The sequence below is a fragment of the Streptomyces sp. YIM S03343 genome, assembly GCF_054729195.1.
On sequence record NZ_JBPUKX010000001.1, the window covers coordinates 1,456,239 to 1,476,840 of the forward strand.

General features: G+C 71.2%; 15 protein-coding genes. 8 read left to right on the forward strand and 7 right to left on the reverse strand.

All coding sequences use genetic code 11. The annotated features are described in order from the left end of the window. Positions 1–161 precede the first annotated feature (161 nt). Together ACSYGN_RS06520 and ACSYGN_RS06525 are read right to left on the reverse strand one after the other, a co-directional pair. Positions 162–830, reverse strand: coding sequence for a 4'-phosphopantetheinyl transferase family protein (locus ACSYGN_RS06520; protein WP_460392771.1), 669 nt, complete (start codon positions 828–830; stop codon positions 162–164). After that, positions 778–1,686 carry a metallophosphoesterase family protein gene (locus ACSYGN_RS06525; protein WP_460392773.1) on the reverse strand — a complete coding sequence of 303 codons (909 nt, stop codon included), beginning with the start codon at positions 1,684–1,686 and terminating at the stop codon, positions 778–780. Before ACSYGN_RS06525 ends, ACSYGN_RS06520 begins: the two co-directional genes overlap by 53 nt. Positions 1,687–2,149: 463 nt before the next feature. Between ACSYGN_RS06525 and ACSYGN_RS06530 the strand changes: the two genes are divergently transcribed. Both ACSYGN_RS06530 and ACSYGN_RS06535 read left to right on the forward strand, forming a co-directional pair. Then, positions 2,150–3,313: an ATP-grasp domain-containing protein gene (locus tag ACSYGN_RS06530; RefSeq protein ID WP_460392775.1), complete on the forward strand. Its 1,164-nt coding sequence runs from the start codon at positions 2,150–2,152 to the stop codon at positions 3,311–3,313. A 278-nt stretch (positions 3,314–3,591) separates the two neighbouring features. Next, positions 3,592–5,280 carry a carbohydrate binding domain-containing protein gene (locus ACSYGN_RS06535; protein ID WP_460392777.1) on the forward strand — a complete coding sequence of 563 codons (1,689 nt, stop codon included), beginning with the start codon at positions 3,592–3,594 and terminating at the stop codon, positions 5,278–5,280. A gap of 451 nt (positions 5,281–5,731) precedes the next feature. Here the strand turns inward: ACSYGN_RS06535 and ACSYGN_RS06540 are convergent, their stop codons facing one another. After that, entirely contained in the window at positions 5,732–7,069 is a 1,338-nt protein-coding gene (locus ACSYGN_RS06540) for a 6-phospho-beta-glucosidase (protein WP_460392779.1), read from the reverse strand. A 150-nt stretch (positions 7,070–7,219) separates the two neighbouring features. On the opposite strand from ACSYGN_RS06540, the gene ACSYGN_RS06545 reads away from it, so the two are divergent. The 6 genes from ACSYGN_RS06545 to ACSYGN_RS06570 all read left to right on the forward strand — a co-directional run bounded on the left by ACSYGN_RS06545 (position 7,220) and on the right by ACSYGN_RS06570 (position 14,621). Next, positions 7,220–8,470 carry a L,D-transpeptidase gene (locus ACSYGN_RS06545; protein WP_460392781.1) on the forward strand — a complete coding sequence of 417 codons (1,251 nt, stop codon included), beginning with the start codon at positions 7,220–7,222 and terminating at the stop codon, positions 8,468–8,470. 259 nt (positions 8,471–8,729) lie between these two features. Further along, on the forward strand, positions 8,730–10,130 hold the full coding sequence (locus ACSYGN_RS06550; protein ID WP_460392785.1) for a glycoside hydrolase family 16 protein: 1,401 nt from the start codon (positions 8,730–8,732) through the stop codon (positions 10,128–10,130). A gap of 366 nt (positions 10,131–10,496) precedes the next feature. Continuing rightward, a complete protein-coding gene (zwf, locus tag ACSYGN_RS06555; RefSeq protein ID WP_460392787.1) occupies positions 10,497–12,113 on the forward strand; it encodes a glucose-6-phosphate dehydrogenase in 1,617 nt (538 codons plus the stop codon). After that, complete coding sequence (opcA, locus tag ACSYGN_RS06560) at positions 12,110–13,069, forward strand: glucose-6-phosphate dehydrogenase assembly protein OpcA (protein ID WP_460392789.1); 960 nt, start codon at positions 12,110–12,112, stop codon at positions 13,067–13,069. The genes zwf and opcA overlap by 4 nt, the downstream gene beginning before the upstream one ends. A 75-nt stretch (positions 13,070–13,144) precedes the next feature. Beyond that, positions 13,145–14,020, forward strand: coding sequence for a phosphogluconate dehydrogenase (NAD(+)-dependent, decarboxylating) (gene gnd / locus ACSYGN_RS06565; RefSeq protein ID WP_460392791.1), 876 nt, complete (start codon positions 13,145–13,147; stop codon positions 14,018–14,020). 7 nt (positions 14,021–14,027) lie between these two features. After that, positions 14,028–14,621 (forward strand): histidine phosphatase family protein, encoded by a 594-nt coding sequence (locus ACSYGN_RS06570; protein WP_460392793.1) that lies wholly within the window; start codon positions 14,028–14,030, stop codon positions 14,619–14,621. 31 nt (positions 14,622–14,652) lie between these two features. Here ACSYGN_RS06570 and ACSYGN_RS06575 read toward each other — a convergent pair whose 3' ends face one another. Genes ACSYGN_RS06575 through wecB form a run of 4 tightly spaced genes read right to left on the reverse strand, consistent with a single transcriptional unit; the run spans position 14,653 to position 20,486 of the window. Then, a complete protein-coding gene (locus ACSYGN_RS06575; RefSeq protein WP_460392795.1) occupies positions 14,653–16,845 on the reverse strand; it encodes a glycosyltransferase in 2,193 nt (730 codons plus the stop codon). After that, on the reverse strand, positions 16,842–18,734 hold the full coding sequence (locus ACSYGN_RS06580; protein ID WP_460392797.1) for a hypothetical protein: 1,893 nt from the start codon (positions 18,732–18,734) through the stop codon (positions 16,842–16,844). Before ACSYGN_RS06580 ends, ACSYGN_RS06575 begins: the two co-directional genes overlap by 4 nt. Beyond that, a complete protein-coding gene (locus ACSYGN_RS06585) occupies positions 18,734–19,387 on the reverse strand; it encodes a class I SAM-dependent methyltransferase (RefSeq protein ID WP_460392799.1) in 654 nt (217 codons plus the stop codon). The genes ACSYGN_RS06580 and ACSYGN_RS06585 overlap by 1 nt, the downstream gene beginning before the upstream one ends. Beyond that, on the reverse strand, positions 19,380–20,486 hold the full coding sequence (gene wecB, locus ACSYGN_RS06590) for a non-hydrolyzing UDP-N-acetylglucosamine 2-epimerase (RefSeq protein WP_460392801.1): 1,107 nt from the start codon (positions 20,484–20,486) through the stop codon (positions 19,380–19,382). Before wecB ends, ACSYGN_RS06585 begins: the two co-directional genes overlap by 8 nt. Between the last annotated feature and the right edge of the window lie 116 nt (positions 20,487–20,602).

A 20,602-nucleotide genomic window follows, 5' to 3' on the forward strand; every position in this document is an offset into this window, starting at 1 on the left:
ACCCGGGGGCTCCGCCCCCGTACCCCCGCTCCTCAAACGCCGGAGGGGCTGGAATTAGCCCGTCCGGCGTTTGAGGACGAGGCCCGAAGGGCCGACAAGGGGGGACTGGGGGCGCAGCCCCCAGGGACGGGAACGGGAAGGGGCGGCGGGGGCGAAACCCGTCAGGGCGCACAGTGCGGCACTACCACCGCCGTCGTGACGATCTCCCGCTCCACCTTCCACCGCCCCTCGAACACCCCGACCCGCCGCCCGTCCAGCACCGGCCCCGGCACCAGCAACTCCGCCCGGAACCCCGACCCCTCGTCGAAGACAATGTCGGCCTCGGTGAAATCGAGCCACTTCCCGGTGAGCGGATACCACGCCTTGTACACGGACTCCTTCGCGCTGAACAGAATCCGGTCCCAGTGGACCTCCGGCCGCCGCAAGGCGAGCGCACGCAACCGTTCCGCCTCGTCCGGCAGGAAGACGTACGGAACGACGTCGTCCGGCAGCACGCTGTGCGGTTCCGCGTCGATGCCGAGGGAGGCGAGGTCGGCGGCGCGCACGAGGGCGGCGGCGCAGTAGCCGTCGCAATGGGTCATGCTGCCCACCAGACCGTCCGGCCAGCGCGGAGCGCCCCCCTCACCTGTCAGTACAGCCCGCGGCGGCACACCGAGCTTCTCCATGGCGAGCCGCGCGCATGCGCGCACGGCGGCGAACTCGCGCCGCCGCTTGGTCACCGCGCGGGCGACCAGCGCCTCCTCGCCGGGATGGAGGGGCGCGTCGCCGAAGCCGTCGTCACCGAACGTCTCCACGGCCACGACCGAGTCCGGGAGCAGCTCCTCGATCAACGGATCCGACCTCCATCGGGAGTATGCGGCGCAGTCCGGCCGGAGGGTCCGGGCGTTTGCGCCATTCGCGCGGGTAGCCCACCGAGACCTCTTCGAAACGGACACCGTCGTGCCAGGTCGTCCGCGGGATGTGCAGATGACCATAGACCATGGTGGCGACGCGGAAGCGGCGGTGCCAGTCGGCAGTGAGCGCGGTGCCGCACCACATGGCGAACTCGGGGTGCCAGAGCACGTCGGTGGGGTGCCGGTCCAGCGGATAGTGGTTGATCAGGACGGTGGGCAGGTCGCCGGGGAGCGCGGCGAGCCTGCGCTCGGTCTCGGCGACCCGGTCCCGGCACCATGCCTCGCGGGTCGGGTAGGGGTCGGGGTGCAGCAGGTACTCGTCGTTGCAGACGATGCCGGTGCCGTGCGCGTAGGCGAGACCCTCGTCCTTGGTGGTGCAGCCGGAGGGCAGGAAGGAGTAGTCGTACAGCAGGAACAGCGGGGCCACCACCACCGGCCCGCCGGGTCCGTGCCAGACGGGGTACGGGTCCTCGGGTGTGCACACGCCCAGCTCACGGCACTGGGCGACGAGGTGTTCGTAGCGGGCGACGCCCCGCAGGGCGACGGTGTCGCGCGGGTGGGTCCACAGTTCGTGGTTGCCGGGCACCCACAGGACCTTGCGGAAGCGGCCGGAGAGCGTCTTGAGGGCCCAGCGGATGTCGGCGACGGTCTCGGCGACATCTCCCGCGACGATCAGCCAGTCGTCGTCGGAGCCGGGGCGCATGCCGTCGACGAGCGCGCGGTTCTCGGCATATCCGATGTGCAGGTCGCTGATGGCCAGTAGCTGCCCGCCCCCGCCGGCCGTCGACTCCACCGTTGGCCCCCTCCGCCACCCCGAGATGCACCAAGAGATCACATCCGCCGATCGCCGGACAAGAGGGGAACCGGACCGAAGCGAACCGGCCGCCACCCGGTACCGCATCGGTCGGCATTGTCGAATGGGCCGACAGCGAGCAGGACCGGACAGAATCGGCCCGTGGCCCCATCGGCAGGCGACCCGTGGCCCCATCGGCGGGCGAACCGATTCGGCGACCGACCCGAATCAGCAGACCGCGGCCCACCCGTTCCCAGGCCCGAAGGGCCCTTGTGCCCCTTCGCCCATACCCGGGAAAATCCGTAACACGCGCGTTGCACCCGCACCGCCGCGGAAGCCGTATGATCGCCCCAACACCACCGTCACGAACGCCCCTTCGCGCAGGGCGGTTTGGTGTACCCCCATCGTCTTGCCCGGGCACGGGCTGCTGCGCCCTGCCCGAAAACCCCGAAAGGCGGCCTGCATGCTCTCTCGCGTACGCGTCTGGCTCAATCGTACGTACGCGGAGAACGTGTTCTTCATGGATCAGCTGAGGAGAAATCCCAGCGACCGGGCCGTCGAGATCCATGCGACGCACGGCGACCCCGACTCTCCCGTACTGGCCGCCGCGGACACCGCGGACCTGGAGCCGGAGGGCCTGTCCCCCGCCGGGTACGTCGAGTTCGCGCTGGACCAGTGCGCGCGGCGTGGCATCGATGTCTTCGTGCCGCGGCTGCACCAGTCGGCGATCGTGGCGCACCGCGCCGAGTTCGAGGCGGCCGGTACCGCACTGCTGGCGCCGACGCCGGAGGCGGTGGCCGTCTTCGAGGACAAGACGGTCGCCTACGAGGCCGTCCAGCACATCGGGGTGCCGGTGCCGCCGTGGTGGCGGGTGCGCACGGCGGACGAACTGCTCACCGCCGTGGAGGAACTGGAGGCGCGCGGCGACAAGGCGTGCTTCAAGCCGGCGTCCGGTGCGGGCGGGGTGGGCTTCCGGATGATCACGCGCACGCCCTTCTCGATGGTCCAGCTCGGGGGGTTCCCGAGCCCCTACGTCCCGCTCGACCTGGTGCTCGACGCGGTGCGGCAGGCGGAGGAGCAGGTGGACTGGATGGTCATGCCGCGTCTTGAGCAGCCGGAGGTGTCGGTCGACTGCCTCACCGGGCGGGACGACCGGGTCCGGATGGCGGTGGGCCGTACGAAGCACGGGCGCAGGCGCGGGTTCACGCTGCACGAGCAGTGGCTGGAACCGGCCCGGCGGATCGCGGAGGCCTTCGGGCTGCATCATCTGTCGAACATTCAGTTCCGGATGTACGGCGACCAGCCGGTGCTGCTGGACGTCAACACCCGTCCGGCGGGCGGCCTGCACCAGCTGTCGCTGTGCGGGATCAACGCGCCGTGGGCGGCCGTGCAGCTGGCGCTCGGCGAGGAGACGGGGATGCTGGAGCCGCCGTTCCTCGGCCAGGACTACACGGTGGTGTCCGGTCCGCGCCCGCTGCGTCCGGTGTCGATCCCGCAGCAACGTCTGGAGCAGCCCCAGACCCTGCCCACGGCGGTACCGGCAGCAGCCGTGGCAGCGCCGACGGCCGCCAAGGCCACTGCGGCCACGGTGGCGGAGCCCGTCACCGGACCGGTGGCACTGGCGTAGCCGGAGTCCGCGGGGAGCAGGCGAGGCACGGCTGCCCCCCGGCCCGGCCATCGCTCCCGGACCACTACGGCCGGCTCCCGGTCGCCTCAACACCCCCTCCACACCTTCCAGTTCCGGTTTGCCCCAGCACGGCACCGGTCTGGACCATATCTTCATACCGGTCTGGACCAATCCAGCTCTCAGCACTTGACAGTTGGATTGGTCCATACCAACTTGGGTTGCGCATCACCAGCACACCTGTGCACTCCCGAACACCCCCACTCCTTCAGGGAGATCGCATGCGCAACACGCTCCGGCGTTCCAGACGCCGGGTTCTGGCCCTCGCGGGCTCGGCCGCCCTGGCGCTCGGCGGGGCCATCGCCCTGCCGGGCACCGCACAGGCGGCCAACATCCTCACCAACCCCGGCTTCGAGTCGGGGAGTCTGTCCCCCTGGAGCTGCTCGGGCAACCTCGGCTCGGTCGTCTCCTCCCCGGTGCACGGCGGTTCCAAGGCGCTCGCCGGCGCTGCGTCGGACAGCGACAACGCCCAGTGCACCCAGACCGTCTCGGTCCAGCCGAACACGACGTACACGCTCAGCGGCTGGGTCCGCGGCAGCTACGTCTACCTCGGCGTCGACGGCGGTGCCTCGACATGGACGACGTCCACGTCGGCGTACAGCCAGCTCTCGGTGTCGTTCACCACGGGCGCCTCGCAGACCAGTGCGAAGATCTACCTCCACGGCTGGTACGGCCAGGGCACCTACTACGCCGACGACATCAGCCTGGACGGTCCCGGCGGCGGGGGCGGCGGCTCGGACACCCAGGCGCCGACCGCGCCGAGCGGGCTGACCTCCACCGGCAAGACATCCTCCAGCGTGTCGCTGTCGTGGACCGGCTCGACGGACAACGTCGGCGTCACTGCGTACGACATCTACAGCGGCTCCAACCAGGTGCTGTCCGTCTCCGGTACGTCCGCCACCGTGAGCGGGCTGTCGGCCGGCACGGCCTACACCTTCTCGGTGAAGGCGCGCGACGCGGCCGGCAACACCTCCGCGGCGTCCAACTCCGTGTCCGTGACCACGAGCGCGGGCGGCGGCGGTGGCACGTCGTTCAAGCAGGCGGCGCCGTATCTGTACGAGGGCTGGGGCGACCCGCCGAACCCGACGACCGTGATGAACGCGACGGGCGTCAAGTGGTTCACCATGGCCTTCGTGCTCGACTCGGGCGGCTGCAACCCGGCCTGGGACGGCAGCCGTGCGCTGACCGGTGGCGTCGACCAGACCGCCATCAACCAGATCCGCTCGGCGGGCGGCGACATCGTCCCGTCGTTCGGCGGCTGGTCGGGCAGCAAGCTCGGCGCCAACTGCTCCTCCGCGAGCGCGCTCGCCGGGGCGATGCAGAAGGTGATCGACGCCTACAGCCTGAAGGCGATCGACATGGACATCGAGAACTCGGACGAGTTCGAGAACGAGGCCGTCCAGGCCAAGATCCTGACCGCGCTGAAGACGGTCAAGACCAACAACCCCGGCCTGAAGACCATCGTCACCATGGGCACCTCGACGACCGGCCCGTCCTACTACGGCAACCGGCTCATCGAGCAGGCCAAGTCGATCGGCGCCGGCATCGACGTCTTCACCATCATGCCGTTCGACTTCGGCGGCGGCTCCGACATGTACGGCAGCACCGTGAACGCCGCCGAGGGCCTGAAGGCGAAGCTCAAGTCGACCTTCGGCTGGGACGACACCACCGCGTACGCCCACATCGGCATCTCGGGCATGAACGGTCTGTCGGACCAGCAGGAGACCACCACCCCCGCGATCTGGACCCAGATCCGCGACTGGTCGAACTCGCACCACATCGCCCGCCTCGCCTTCTGGTCCGTCAACCGTGACCGCGGTTGCGCGGGTGGCGGCGTGGTGAGCAACTGCTCCGGCATCAGCCAGAACAACTGGCAGTTCACGTCCATCACCGCCGGATTCACCGGCTGACGGCAACCGCCGTCCCGCCGACGTCCCCCCGGATCCTGGGCCGGGGGGACTTTCCGTTTCCGGACGTCTGCGCCGGACGTCTGCGCCGGTCGTCCGTGCAGGGTGCGGTGCGCTCCAGACGGTCCGCGGAAATTTCTTGGCGCGGGGGTGTATCAGGGGACGCCCACGGCGCTCTCAATGACAGTACGGCGCAGCACGACCGGGGGAAGCACCACAGCAACACAGGGCACCAGTACGGGGGAAGCACCACCTGCACCATCTGCATCTGTATCTGCACCACCAGCACCATCTGCAGTACCTGCACCATCGCACCACCCGACGGGGGAACCACGGGGGAACACGGGGAAACCACGGGGGAGTACGGGGGAACGGGGGATCGGGTCGGTCGGTCGCGGTCACGGGGAGCGACCGGCCGACCCGCGCGACATCCGGCAGGGCCCGTACCCGAGGCTCACGCCAGATATGCCAGCCCCGGATGGACGGCCGCATAGCCCTCCATCAGCCGCCGGGCGACATTCACCGAGTCGACCAGCGGATGCAGCGCGAACGCCTTGACGGCGACGGCGCGAGAGCCGGACTCGGCGGCGGCCAGCACCTGGCGCTCGACGGCCTTGACCGAACAGACCAGCCCGGTGGCATGGCCGGGCAGCGGGTCTACGGCGACCGGGCGGGCGCCGTTGGCGTCGACCAGGCAGGGCACCTCGATGACGGCCTCGGAGTCGAGGGCGGCGAGGGTGCCGCGGTTGCGGACGTTGAGGATCAGGGTGGTGCGTTCGTCGCGGGCGACGGCCCGCATCAGGGCGAGGGCGACCTTCTCGTAGCCGCCGGAGAGGTCCTCGGCGTCGCGTTCACCGGCACCGGCCGTCTCACGGTTCTCGGCCATGTAGGTGGCCTCACGCTCGGCGCGAGTGCGCTCCCAGAGGTCGAGGGCGGAGATGCCGTCACGCTCGGCCTCCGCGTAGAAGCGAGACTGCTGGTCGCGCAGGAAGGCGCCGCGGGTGCGCTCGGCCTCCTGGTAGGCGCGGACGGTCTCGCGGTTGAAGTAGTAGTAGTGCAGATACTCGTTGGGGATCGCGCCGAGCGACTGGAGCCAGTCCGCCCCGAACAACTTGCCCTCCTCGAAGGAGCCGAGCAGCGCGGGGTCGGCGAGCAGGCGCGGGAGCTGGTCGCGGCCGGCGACGCGCAGGCCGCGCACCCAGCCGAGGTGGTTGAGGCCGACGTAGTCGATCCACGCCTCCTTCGGGTCCGCGCCGAGCGCCCTGGCGATACGGCGGCCGAGGCCGACCGGCGAGTCGCAGATGCCGACGACGCGGTCGCCGAGGTGGCTGGACATGGCCTCGGTGACAAGTCCGGCGGGGTTGGTGAAGTTGATGACCCAGGCGTCGGGGGCGAGGCGGGCCACCCGGCGGGCGATGTCGACGGCGACGGGGACCGTGCGCAGGCCGTAGGCGATGCCGCCCGCGCCCACGGTCTCCTGGCCGAGGACGCCCTCGGCGAGGGCGACGCGCTCGTCCTCCGCCCTGCCCTCCAGACCGCCCACCCGGATCGCCGAGAACACGAAATCGGCGCCGCGCAGGGCCTCGTCGAGGTCGGTCGTGGCGCTCACCTCGGGCGCGTCGGGCACCCCGGCGGCCTGCTCGGCGAGCACCCGGGTCACCGCTGCCAGCCTGCGCGCGTCGAGGTCGTGCAGCACGACCCGGGTGACCCGTCCTTCGGCATGGTCGCCGAGCAGCGCGCCGTACACGAGGGGGACCCGGAATCCTCCGCCGCCCAGAATCGTCAGCTTCACGCCTGCACCTTTCCCTGGTCATCTCGGGCTCACAGCAGCTCTTCACAGGAATCTAAGGAAGCACCCCCCGCTTTCAAAGCCCCGCCCCATACAGAAAGCGGACGATGCCCACGCACAGGCGGACAGCACAGCAGATCAGGAAGGCGTGTCGTGGGCGTCGCACACATAGGGGACCGGGACGGGAAGCGGCCGGAGTGGTGGTCGCGGCGGGGGATCCTGGCCGTACTCGGTGCCGTACCGGCCGCCGTGCTCACCGGCTGCTCCTCCTCCGGTGACGGCAACAGCAGCTCCTCCGGGGAGTCCGGCGGCACGGCCCCCTCGGCCCAGAGCGCGGCCAAGAAGGCGGTCATCGCCGTCACCCCCGCCGACGGGACCAAGAAGGCGCCCTTCTCCGCTCCCGTCGAGGTCAACGTGACCGACGGGACGCTCGCCTCGGTCCAGGTCACCGGGAACGACGGGTCCACGCTCGACGGGGCGTTCAACTCCGCCAGGACCAGGTGGACCTCGGGCAGCAATCCGTACTCGGGGACCAAGTACACGGTGACCGCCAAGGCGAAGGGCGCCACCGCGGCGACCGTCACCTCCTTCACCACCAAGGCTCCCGGGGCCACCTTCGTCGGGTACTACACCCCCGAGGCGAACTCCACCTCCGGTGTCGGCATGCCCGTGTCGATCAACTTCTCGCACGCCGTCAAGGACCGTGCCGCGGTGGAGAAGGCGATCACCGTCACCGCCGAGCCCGCCGTCGAGATCGTGGGGCACTGGTTCAGCGACACCCGGCTGGACTTCCGGCCCGAGACGTACTGGGCGCCGGGAACGAAGATCTCGCTCGGGCTGCGGCTCAAGGACGTCGAGGGGGCCGACGGGGTCTACGGCGTGCAGTCCAAGGACGTCACCTTCCACATCGGGCGGGCGCAGATCAGCACGGTCGATCTGAGCAGCAAGACCATGACCGTCCGGCGGAACGGGAAGGTCGCCGCCTCCTACCCGGTCACCGGGGGCGACTCGTCGCACACCACCTGGTCCGGGATCATGGTCATCAGCGAGCGGTTCAAGCAGACCCGGATGCAGTCCTCCACGGTCGGGATGGGCGACGAGTACGACATCTCCGATGTGCCGCACGCCCAGCGGCTGACCACCTCGGGGACCTTCGTGCACGGCAACTACTGGGCGTCCAGCTCGGTGTTCGGGCACCAGAACGTCAGCCACGGGTGCGTCGGACTGCACGACAGCAAGGGCGCCGGCAACTCCTCCATGGCGGGCTACAAGTTCTACGAGAGCTCCATGCTCGGCGACGTCGTGATCGTCAAGAACTCCGGTGAGAAGACCGTGGAGGCGTCGAACGGGCTCAACGGATGGAACCTGACGTGGGACCGGTGGAAGGCCGGCAGCGCCCTCTGAGCGCCGCCGGACGGGCAGACATCCCGGACGTCTCCGCCTTCATCGACTGAACTCCCTTTGTTCACAAGGAGATTCTTTGCTTTAAGACTTGACGGCCATCGGGCCGGAGAGCACATTGGGGCCACTTTGAGAGCGCTCTCAAGCCTGCCGCCCACGAGGCGGCGCGCCCGGCGCTGTCGAAGGCGAGAGCGCTCTCACAGCGCTGTCGGACACACGTAGGCACCCGCGCTTGTCACTCCGTACCCGAGAGGCAGCCCTCATGAGTGAAACCTCCGGCACACATCGCAGACGGCGCCCGCTGCGGCGGGCGCTCGTCGCCGTCATCGGGACGCTCGGTCTCGCGGCGGCTGCCGCCACGGCGGTCACCCTGCCCGCGAACGCCTCCGCGCCCACGCCCGGTTCGGGCTGGACGCAGGTCTTCCTCGACGACTTCAACGGCTCCGCAGGCACCAGCGTCAACACCGGCAACTGGCAGTACGACACCGGCACTTCGTACCCGGGCGGCGCCGCCAACTGGGGCACCGGCGAGGTCGAGACCATGACCTCCAGCACCAGCAACGTCGCCCTGGACGGCAGCGGCAACCTCCTCATCACCCCTCGCCGCGACTCGGCCGGCAACTGGACGTCCGGCCGGATCGAGACCACCCGCACCGACTTCCAGCCCCCGGCCGGCGGCAAGCTGCGCGTCGAGTCCCGGATCCAGATGCCGAATGTCACCGGCACCGCCGCCGAGGGCTACTGGCCGGCGTTCTGGATGCTCGGCGCGCCGTACCGCGGCAACTACCAGAACTGGCCCAGCGTCGGCGAACTGGACATCATGGAGAACGTCCAGGGCCTCAACAAGGTCTGGGCGACCATGCACTGCGGCACCAACCCCGGCGGCCCCTGCAACGAGACCACCGGCATCGGCAACTCGGTCGCGTGCCCCAACTCCACGTGCCAGTCCGGCTTCCACACCTACGCCATGGAGTGGGACCGCTCCGTCAGCCCCGAGGCGATCCGCTTCTATGTCGACGGCGTCAACTACCACACCGTGACCGCCAGTCAGGTGGACGCCACCACCTGGGCGAACGCCACCAACCACGGCTTCTTCGTCATCCTCAACGTGGCGATGGGCGGCGGCTTCCCCGACGCGTTCGGCGGCGGTCTCGACAGCGGCACCGAGCCGGGCCACTCCATGGTCGTGGACTACGTCCAGGTCCTTCAGTCCGGCAGCGGCGGTTCCACCACGACCCCGCCGTCCGGCGGCCGTGACGCCTACGGCACCATCCAGGCCGAGTCCTACGACAGCCAGTCCGGCGTGACCACCGAGACCACCACCGACACCGGCGGCGGCTCGGACATCGGTTACCTCGCCAACGGCGACTACGCCCTCTACAAGGGCGTCGACTTCGGCTCCACGGCGGCCACCCAGTTCAAGGCCAGGGTCGCCAGCGGTGCGGCGAGCGGTGTCAGCGGTCTGGTCGAGGTGCGTCTCGACAGCCGCAGCAACACGCCCGTCGGCAGCTTCGCCGTCGCCAGCACGGGCGGCTGGCAGACCTGGCAGACCGTCCCGGCGAACATCAGCTCCGTGACCGGCACACACGACGTGTATCTCACCTTCACCAGTGGCCAGTCGGCCGACTTCGTGAACGTGAACTGGTTCGCCTTCGCCCACTGACGGGCGCTCCCCCACCACAGCACAGAGCACGGGCACAGCGCGGCGGGCGGCGCCGGGCGGCTCGGTCCTCCTACGGGAGACCGGTCCCCGGCGCCGCCCATGTGTGCGCCCCGGGCGCCGCCCGTATGTGTCCCTAGTGCCGCCCGTGGGTGCCGCCGGTGCCGTCCTTGTGTACGACCGTCCCCGCACCGGGAATCGCCCGGGGGCACGCGTGGTTGACGCGACCGCTGGAAATAAGACGATCGATCACCGGGGGAAACACACCATCATCGCACAGACGTTCGAAATCCGGCCGAGGACGGCCTCGACCGGGGTGCGCGACCCGGCGTTCAAGGACACCCTGGACGGCGAGGGAGTTGACGCGGAATGACTACGAACACAGACAGCAGCAGTGCGGAGGAGAACTCGCGCGAAGGCACGGACGAGGGCGCGACAGCGGCCGCCGAGGAGAGCGAGGCCGCCGGGTGGGAGAACCCCCTCCGGGACACCCGTGACCGCCGCCTGCCCAGGATCGCCGGGCCGTCCGGGCTGGTCGTCTTCGGTGTGACCGGTGACCTCTCCCGCAAGAAGCTGATGCCCGCCGTCTACGACCTGGCCAACCGCGGTCTGCTGCCGCCGGGCTTCTCGCTCGTCGGGTTCGCCCGCCGCGACTGGGAGGACCAGGACTTCGCGCAGGTCGTGCACGACGCCGTCCAGGAGCACGCGCGCACCACCTTCCGCGAGGAGGTCTGGCACCAGCTCTCCGAGGGGATGCGGTTCATCCCCGGCGACTTCGACGACGACACCGCCTTCAAGACGCTGCGCCGCACCGTCGACGAGCTGGACGCCGCCCGCGGCACCAGTGGCAACTACGCGTTCTATCTCTCCGTACCGCCGAAGTTCTTCCCCAAGGTCGTACGGCAGCTGAAGAAGCACGGGCTCGCCGACGCCCCCGGGGGCTCCTGGCGCCGCGCCGTCATCGAAAAGCCGTTCGGACGGGATCTGAGGAGCGCCCGCGAGCTGAACGCGCTGCTCTACGACGTCTTCGAGCCCGACCAGGTCTTCCGGATCGACCACTACCTCGGCAAGGAAACCGTCCAGAACATCCTGGCGCTGCGCTTCGCCAACCAGATGTACGAACCGGTGTGGAACCGCTCGTACGTCGACCATGTGCAGATCACCATGGCCGAGGACATCGGCATCGGCGGACGCGCGGGCTACTACGACGGCATCGGCGCCGCCCGTGACGTCATCCAGAACCATCTCCTCCAGCTCATGGCGCTCACCGCGATGGAGGAGCCCCTCGCGTTCGACGCAGAGTCCCTGCTCACCGAGAAGCTCAAGATCCTGAAGTCGGTAAGGCTGCCCGACGACCTCGGCGCACACACCGTCCGCGGGCAGTACGCGGCGGGGTGGCAGGGCGGCGAACAGGTACCGGGCTATCTGGAGGAGGACGGCATCGACCCTGGCTCCCACACCGACACCTACGCGGCCGTCCGGCTGGAGATCGACAACCGCCGCTGGGCGGGCGTCCCCTTCTATCTGCGCACCGGCAAGCGGCTCGGCCGCCGTGTCACCGAGATCGCCGTCGTCTTCCAGCGCGCCCCGCACTCCCCCTTCGACTCCACGGCCACCGAGGAACTGGGCGAGAACGCCATCGTGATCCGGGTCCAGCCCGACGAGGGCATGACGGTACGGTTCGGCTCCAAGGTGCCGGGCACCTCGATGGAGATCCGGGATGTGACCATGGACTTCGGCTACGGCGAGTCGTTCACGGAGTCCAGCCCGGAGGCGTACGAGCGGCTCATCCTGGACGTGCTGCTCGGCGACGCCAACCTCTTCCCCCGCCACCAGGAGGTGGAGGAGTCCTGGCGGATCCTCGACCCGATCGAGAAGCACTGGGCGGCGCACGGCACACCGGCGCGCTACCCGGCGGGCACCTGGGGCCCCGACGAAGCCGACGAGATGCTCGCACAAGACGGACGGAGCTGGCGCAGGCCATGAAGATCGACCTCACGGACACCACGGCAAGCATCATCAACAAGGCGCTGGTGCAGGGCCGCCGCTCCCTCGGCACACCCGCCGTGGGCATGGTCCTGACGATGGTGATCGTCACCGACGAGGAGAACGCCTACGACGCCATCCGCGCCGCCGAGGAGGCCTCGCACGAGCACCCCTCCCGCACCCTCGTCGTGATCAAGCGCCACGCCCGCTCGCGCGAACGCACCCGCTCCCACCTCGACGCCGAGATCCGGGTGGGCGCCGACTCCGGCACCGGCGAGACGGTGATCCTCCGGATGTACGGCGAGGTCACCGACCACGCCGACTCGGTGGTGCTGCCCCTGCTGCTGCCGGACGCCCCGGTCGTCGTGTGGTGGCCGGTGGAAGCACCCGAGCATCCCGCGAAGGACCCGCTGGGCGCGCTGGCGCAGCGCAGGATCACCGATCTGTACGCCGTGGACGATCCGCAGGCCACCCTGGAGACCCGGGTCCGCTCCTACGCACCCGGCGACACCGACCTCGCCTGGACCCGGCTCACCCCGTGGCGCTCGATGCTGGCCGCCGCCCTCGACCAGGCCCGCGCCACGGTCGTCTCGGCGGCCGTGGAGGCGGAGGCCGAGAACCCGGCCGCCGAGCTGCTGGCGCGCTGGCTGGAGGCGCGGCTGAAGGTGACCGTGGACCGTGTCGTCACCGCGGGGCCGCTGGTCACGGCGGTGCGGCTCGGCACCGAGCACGGCGAGATCGTCATCGACCGTCCGGAGGGCCCGCTGGCCACCCTGTCCCTGCCCAGCCAGCCCTCCCGCACCCTCGCCCTGAAGGTCCGCACCACCTCGGAGCTGATCGCCGAGGAGCTGCGCCGCCTGGACGCCGACGAGATGTACGCCATCGCCCTGCGCGGTGCCAGGAACGGCGGTGCGGACAAAGGCACCGGCGGCGGCAACACCGTGCAGACCGTCTGACTCACGGCACCCGCACAGCAGACCCCTCCCCCTCCTCCCTCCCGGACCCACCGCGAACCCAGGAAGTGAACTGACATGCAGCTCGGTCTCATCGGTCTCGGCAAGATGGGCGGCAATATGCGCGAGCGGATCCGCCGCGCGGGCCACACCGTCATCGGCTACGACCGCGACCCCGGTCTGTCCGACGTGAGCAGCCTCGCCGAACTGGTCGGCAGCCTCGAAGCACCGCGCACCGTCTGGGTGATGGTCCCGGCGGGCGCGGCCACTCAGTCCGTCGTGGACGAGCTGGGCGGGCTCCTCTCCCCCGACGACACCGTCGTCGACGGCGGCAACTCCCGCTGGACGGAGGACCAGCAGCACGCCGAGCAGCTCGGTGCGAAGGGCATCGGCTTCGTCGACGCGGGTGTCTCCGGCGGTGTGTGGGGCCTGGAGAACGGCTACGCCCTGATGGTCGGCGGCGACAAGAAGCACGTCGAACGGCTCCAGCCGTTCTTCGAGGCGCTCAAGCCGCAGGGCCCGTACGGCTATGTCCACGCGGGCAAGGTCGGCTCCGGGCACTTCTCGAAGATGGTCCACAACGGCATCGAGTACGCCATGATGCAGGCCTACGCCGAGGGCTGGGAGCTGCTGGAGAAGGCCGAGACGGTGGACAACGTCCGCGAGGTGTTCCGCTCCTGGCAGCAGGGCACGGTGATCCGTTCCTGGCTGCTCGACCTCGCCGTGGACGCCCTGGACGACGACGAGCACCTGGAGAAGCTGAAGGGCTTCGCACAGGACTCCGGTGAGGGCCGGTGGACCGTGGAGGCGGCCCTCGACCACGCGGTGCCGCTGCCCGCGATCACCGCGTCGCTGTTCGCGCGGTTCGCCTCACGGCAGGACGACTCCCCGCAGATGAAGATGATCGCGGCGCTGCGCAACCAGTTCGGCGGGCACGCCGTGGAGTCCAAGTAGGCCCGCCGTGGGGGATCTCCTGCTGGTCCGCCACGGTGAGACCGAGTGGAGCGCCTCGGGACAGCACACCAGTTTCACGGACCTGCCCCTCACCCGGCGCGGTGAGGAGCAGGCCAGGTCCCTGGTCCCGCTGCTGGCGGGCCGCACCTATGCCCTGGCCCTCACCAGCCTTATGCACCGCGCCATCCGCACCGCCGAACTCGCCGGTCTGACCGGGACGTTGCCGGTGGAGGACCTGCACGAGTGGGACTACGGCGGCTACGAGGGCCTCACCACCCCGGAGATCCGTCGCACCCGGCCCGGCTGGGACCTGTGGACCGACGGGGTGCCGCCGGGCCCCGACGGGCGGCTCGGGGAGTCACCGGCCGAGGTCGGCATGCGCGCGGACCGGGTGCTGGCCCGGGTGGACGCTGCGCTCGGCGAGGGCACCGGTGATGTGGTCCTGGTCGCCCACGCCCATTTTCTACGGGTCCTGACGGCACGTCGGCTGGGCCTGGCGCCGCGGGAGGGACGTCTGTTCCAGCTCTCGACCGGCACCCTCAGCCGTCTGTCGACCGAACACGGCGGTCCGGTGATCGCGGAGTGGAACAGCAGACCGTAGGTCATCTCCGTTCGCCGGGCCGGTCCTCGGGTCAGTCCTCCCCGGTCAGCAGGGCCGTCCAGGTACCGGCCACCTTCTCCAGGGCGAAGGCCTCGCGGGCCTGGGTACGGGACAGTTCTCCGGCCTGCCGCCAGCGGTCCTCGTCCGCCAGCGGTGCGATCGCCTCGGCCATGGCCTGCGGGGTCGGATGGATCCAGCGGCTGTCGTAGATCTCGTCGGCGCCGGGCCACGGCAGCAGGGCCGGTACGGCGGACGAGGCCATGCCCTCGGCGGGGGCGAGGTGGAAGGACTCGTCGTCGCTGGTGGACAGAACGTGTCCGATACGGCGCAGCCAACTCGCCACGTCCGGCCCGAACGAGTCGAAGACGACGGCTCCGGCGAGCAGCGGCGAGGTCTGGATGCGGTGCAGGACGGAGTCGTAGTGGGCGCGTTCCTCGGGCTTGTTCCAGATCCACCAGTACTCCCACGGCGGCTTCGACTTGACCGACAGCTGCCAGCGCCGGTCGTCCGCGCGGAGCGCCTCCAAGGCGTCGAGGCCGAGGTCGAGGCGTTTGCGGCTGGGCGCGATGCCGATCATGCCGAGGCGGAAGCGGGCACCGGGTGCCTTGGGGCGGTCGAGCTGGTCGGCGTCCACCCAGTTGGGCACGACCACGACCTTGTCCTCGGGCCAGCCGGTGACGGCGAGGGCGCGGCGGCGGTAGTACGGGCTGACGCACACCACTTGGTCGACGGCGTCGATCTCCACCTGACGCGGCCAGTCGGCGTCCAGTTCGAAGCGGTGCAGCCGGACGACGAGCCGGCTGCCGTGCCGTTTGTGGCGGCTGTACCAGACGGCGGCGGGGCCGCACCATTCGACGACCACCACATCGGCCCACTCGGCGAGCGCACGGCTCTCCACCGGGTCGTGGCGGGCCAGCGCCGACCAGGTGTCGAGCCGTATGTCGAGTCCGGGCAGGGTGCTGAAGTGGTCGATGAGCCGGGTGAGGAACTTCAGGTCGTGGCCCGCGACACCGACGCGCAGCGGGCGGCTGCGGCCGGTGAGGGCGGGTGGTGCGGGCGGGAGTGCCTGGTCGAGGTGGGTGCGCCAGCGGGCGGCGGCGGCTTTGAGGGTGTGGCGGGCGGCGGCCTCGCGGCAGCGGTCGGCGGCGGTACGGCGGGCCTGCGGGTCATGGGCGGCGGTGGCCAACGCCTCCACGGCGTCGCTGAGTTCGGCGCGGCCGGCGACGTAGAGGGGGTAGTCGGGGCCGAGCAAGGCCTCGTGGGCGGGGGTGCGGTTGAGCAGGACGGGGAGGCCGAGGGCGCCGAATTCCAGGACCTTGGTGGAGAGTTCGAGGCTGGCGTCGAGCCGCGGGTCGCGCCAGCCGAGGCCGAGGTCGCAGTCGGCGGCGATGCGCATGGCCTCCTCGCGGGATTGTCCGCCGTGATGGTGGACGCCGGGGGCGCCGCCCTGCAGTGCCCGGGTCATGGCCGGTTCGAAGTCCGGGTCGGCGGGGTCGTCGTGGATCTTGTCTCCGACGGTGTGGAGCTGGGCGCGCACCCCCCGCTCGGCGAGCAGTGCGGGGAGCCTGGTCATGGGGAGGGTGTTCCACAGCGGGGCGAACTTGCCGGTGTAGACGAGGCGAAGAGGGTCGTGCGGTGTCTCGTGCTCGGGTACCGGGAAGCCGGGTTCGGGCACGGCGGGCGGGCAGAGCAGACACCGGCCGCACGCCTCGGGCACCCAGGTCTCCAGAAAGCTTCGCAACTCCTCGGTCTGGCAGAGGAGCCGGCTGGAGGCGAGGGCGATGGAGGCGAGTTCGGCGCGGGCGTCCTCGGTCATCGCGGCGGGCGACTGGGGGATGTCGGTGAGATAGGCCCAGATCCGCCCGTCGAAGGCACCGTCGGCGGCGACCCGCGTCACCAGTCGCCGGCCGCGCAGCACCAGCAGGTCGCAGGGGTCGTCGGCGTCCAGCCGGGCGAGCAGGGCGGACGCCTGCGCCGGGGACAGCGGCCGGTCGCCCTGCCCGGTGACGAGCCGTTCCTCGGCGGGCCGGACCAGGGTGACGCCCGGCAGCCGGGTCAGCGGGTCGGTCAACCGGCCGGTGAGGACAGGGGACTTGAGGACGAGCCGGGTGCGGCATCCGGCCGCCGACAGCGCCTGCACGGTGGACTGCGCCCAGACGGCGGAGCCGTCGATGAGGTTGAGGTCCACATCGCCGTAGACGAGGGCCCGCGGGACACGGCTCATGAGGACTCCTTGGTGCGGACGGCGAACAGGCGGTGGCCCCGCGCGGACCAGCTCCCGGGCGGCTGACCGGTCAGCTGCAGCTCCCGGCTGACCAGCAGCGGACGCAGATCGGGTACGAAGACGTAGTCGTCATCGGCGTCGGTGCACCCCAACGCGTCGGCGCCGGAGTATTCCTGAGCGCACATCAGATCCAACAGGTAGGTCCCCGGCCGGTCCTCGGGCAGGTCGTCCCGCCAGTCGGCGACCCAGGGCGCGGTGGGCGTCCCGGTGCGGACGGCGATCCCGGCGCCCGTGAGTTCGTCGAGCCCGTCGGGCCCGTCGGGTTCAGGGACGACGACCTCCACGGGCCGGTGTGTCTGCCCGAGCACCTGCGCGGTCAGCCGGGCCCGGTCATGGCGGTCCCGAGGTGCGGCGAGGACGGCGACGCGGCGGGCGTCGAGCGGGTCGGGGGCGCCGGTGAGCCGTGCGAGCGGGGCCAGGCGTACCCGGGTGCTGTCGTGCAGGAACGCCTCGCGCAGCCGGTCCCGGCCGGTGGCGGCGGGGTCGAGGCGGGAGAGTCGTACGCCGGTGCCGGTGTCGAGGACGGCGTCCCAGCCGAGCCCGGTCAGACCGGGGGCGGTCGCGGCCGATGCGTCCTGCCACAGCACCGTCCGCCTGCCCGACGCCCTTGCCTCGGCGAGGAGTTCGGCGAGGGCGCGGTCGAGGTCGGGGGCGAGGCCGGTGCCGGTGAGCGCCCAGGGGCCGTGGCCGGTGCAGGCGCTGAGCTGGACGACGACGGCATCCGGGTCGGTGCGGGCGACGAGCAGCCGTCCGTCGTGCGGCAGCGGCCGGTTGACGACGGCGTCGGCCGAGAAGTCCTCGGCGGTGGCGTCGGTGAGTACCCCCACGACGACCAGACGGTCGCGGGGAGCCGACAGCAGGGCGCGGTGGGACAGATGGAGCCGGTCGTCGGCGACGGTGCCGCCGGTGCGTTCGACGGCTGCGACGGCGGCCCGCCTCCCGGCGGGGGCGACGCCCCGGCGGCCTCTGGTGCGCCGCACGCGCCACAGGTCGTAGAGCTCCCCCGGCAGCCGTGCCGCGCCGCGCCGCGGTGAGCGGGCCGCCGACACCAGGGCGCGTCCGACCCGCAGCGAGGTGGAGCCCTCCAGCATGGTCACCCGGCTCTCCAGGACGCCGTTGCGCTCCCGGGCGGCGCGCAGGGCGGCGGCCAGCTGGTCCTTCTCCCGTACGGTGGCGGCGAGCCGGTCGGCGAGCCCGTGCTCGCGGACGGCGGCGCGGTCGCGTTCGGCCTCCTCGGCCACGCACTCCAGGTCGAGCACGCGGACGCGCAGGGCGCGGGAGACGAGGTCGGCGAGCACATACTCCCCGGCGGTGCGCAGTGCTGTGCGCAACGCGGTGGGCAGCCCGTCGGTGGGCAGCCCGTCGGTCGGCAGCCCGTCGGTCTGCAGTCCGTCGGTCGGCACCGGGCGGCCGAACCAGTCGAGGGGCGGCAGGAGTTCGTCGGTGCGGGTGAACACGGCGCCCGCGTGCAGATGGGTGTAGTCGAGCGGGGCGGCGCGCAGCACCTGGCAGTTGTGGCGGACCAGGTGGTCGAGAACGCGGTGGTACGGGAGTTCGGGTCCGGGGTGGCCGAAGAGGACGATGCCCCGGCCGCCGGGCCGCATCCGCTCCAGTACGGCGAGGCAGTCGTCCTCGGTGCCGTGCAGGGCGGGGTCGGGGCCGGTGGCGATCAGCACCAGCGTGCCCTCCCCGATGTCGCCCTGCTCCCGTCGCAGGGCGATCCCGTCGGGGAGGTGGAGGTACGGTTCCAGGCGCAGTCCGCCTGCGGTGGCGTCGACGACCGTGGTGACGCCGTCGAGGTGCGGGTGGAGCAGATCGGTCAGGCGCATCAGCGAAACCTCGTGAAGACGTGGAAGCCGACTTCGTTCTCGCGGAAGCCGTACGGCTGGAAGAGGGTGTGGCGCAGGCCCAGGGGCTCGAGTTCCGCCCGGTAGGCGGCGATCGGCCGGTGCACGATGTAGTCGCCACGCGGGCGGGGTACGGCGGAGTCCTCCTCGGTGAGGATCAGCCGGCCGGTGAGTCGGACCAGGGAGGCCAGGTTGCGCAGGCCGGCCGCCCACGCGGTGTCGTCGAGGACGTGGAAGAGGACGTCCAGGCAGAGCACGACGTCGTAGGGCCAGGGGCTGCGCCAGTCGGCGAGCGAGGCCAAGGCGTAGCGGGGCGGCGCGCCGCCGTTCCCGCCGGGGCCGGATTCAGCCCTCCGGGCGTGGGCGATGGCCTCCGGACTGGCGTCGAAGGCGTCGACGCGGTGTCCGCAGCGGGCCAGGGAGCGGGCGAAGTGCCCCTTGCCGCAGCCCGCGTCGAGCACGAACAGCGGGTGGGAGGGGCTGCTGAGGTCTCCGACGAGGGTGAGCAGCGCGCCGAGCCGCCAGGCGTAGAACAGTTCGTTCCCGGCGCGGTCGAGGCCGATGTGCCCGCCGGAGGCGAGGTCGTCGTGGGTGCGGTGGCGGATGTTCCAGTAGGCGGAGGTCCGGTCAGTCATGGTGCTCCAGCCAGTGGGTGACGGCTTCGGCGATCCGGGGGCCTGCCTTGCCGTCCCACAGCGGGGGTCCCTCGGCGGGCGCGGCCTGGCCGGTGTCGAGGGTCTTGCGCAGCGCGGGGACGAGTTCGGCGGGCCGGACCAGGCGGTTGGTGCCGTGGGTGACGGTGACGGGTCGTTCGGTGGTGGTGCGCAGGGTGAGACAGGGCACGTTGAGGACGGTGGTCTCCTCCTGCACCCCGCCCGAGTCGGTGATCACGGCGGCGGCGCCCCGTACGAGGCTCATGAACTCGATGTATCCCAGCGGGTCCAGGAGGTGCACACCGGGTGTGTCGGCAAGTCCTGCCGCACGCAGGGCCTCCCGGCCGCGCGGGTGCAGGGGTACGGCGAGTTCGAGGTGACCGGCCGCCTCGGCGAGGGCGCGGGCGGCGGCGCGGGCCGCTTCCGGGTCGTCGACGTTGGCGGGGCGGTGCAGGGTGACCACGCCGTACCGCTCGGGGAGCCGGTGCGCGGCGCGGGCGGCGGCGGGGTCGAGGAGGGGGAGGTGGGTGAGCAGGGTGTCGATCATCGGATTGCCGACGAAGTGGACGCGGCGGAGGTCGGCGCCCTCGCGGGCGAGGTGGCCGATGGCCTCGGGGCTGGTGACGAACAGCAGTTCGGCGAGTTGGTCGACAAGCCGCCGGTTGACCTCCTCCGGCATGCCCATGTCGAAGCTGCGCAGCCCCGCCTCGACATGCGCCACCGGCACGCCGAGTTTGGCGGCGACCAGCGCGGCGGCCAGTGTGGAATTCACATCGCCGTAGACGACGACCAGTTCCGGTGCGCGGGACAGGAGTTCACGCTCCAGGGCGACGAGCAGGTCGGCGGTCTGGCGGGCGTGGCTGCCGGAGCCGACGCCGAGATCGGTGTCCGGGCGGGGCAGTCCGAGCTGCCGGAAGAACACCTCCGACATCCGTTCGTCGTAGTGCTGGCCGGTGTGGACGAGTGCCTGTCCGCAGCCCGCGGCGTCCAGTGCGGCAAGCACCGGTGCCGCCTTGACGAAGTTCGGCCGTGTCCCGACCACGTGCACGACACGCGCGTCCATGTCGTCCGTGTCGTTCATGTCGCCCGCCTTTCACCCGGGCCGCCTACGGTGGCGGCATGCCGTCCCGACGTTCTCCCTGGTCGCCCCCCGAGTCCCCGCGGCCCCGCCCCTCCGCGCGGTCCTCCCACCGACGT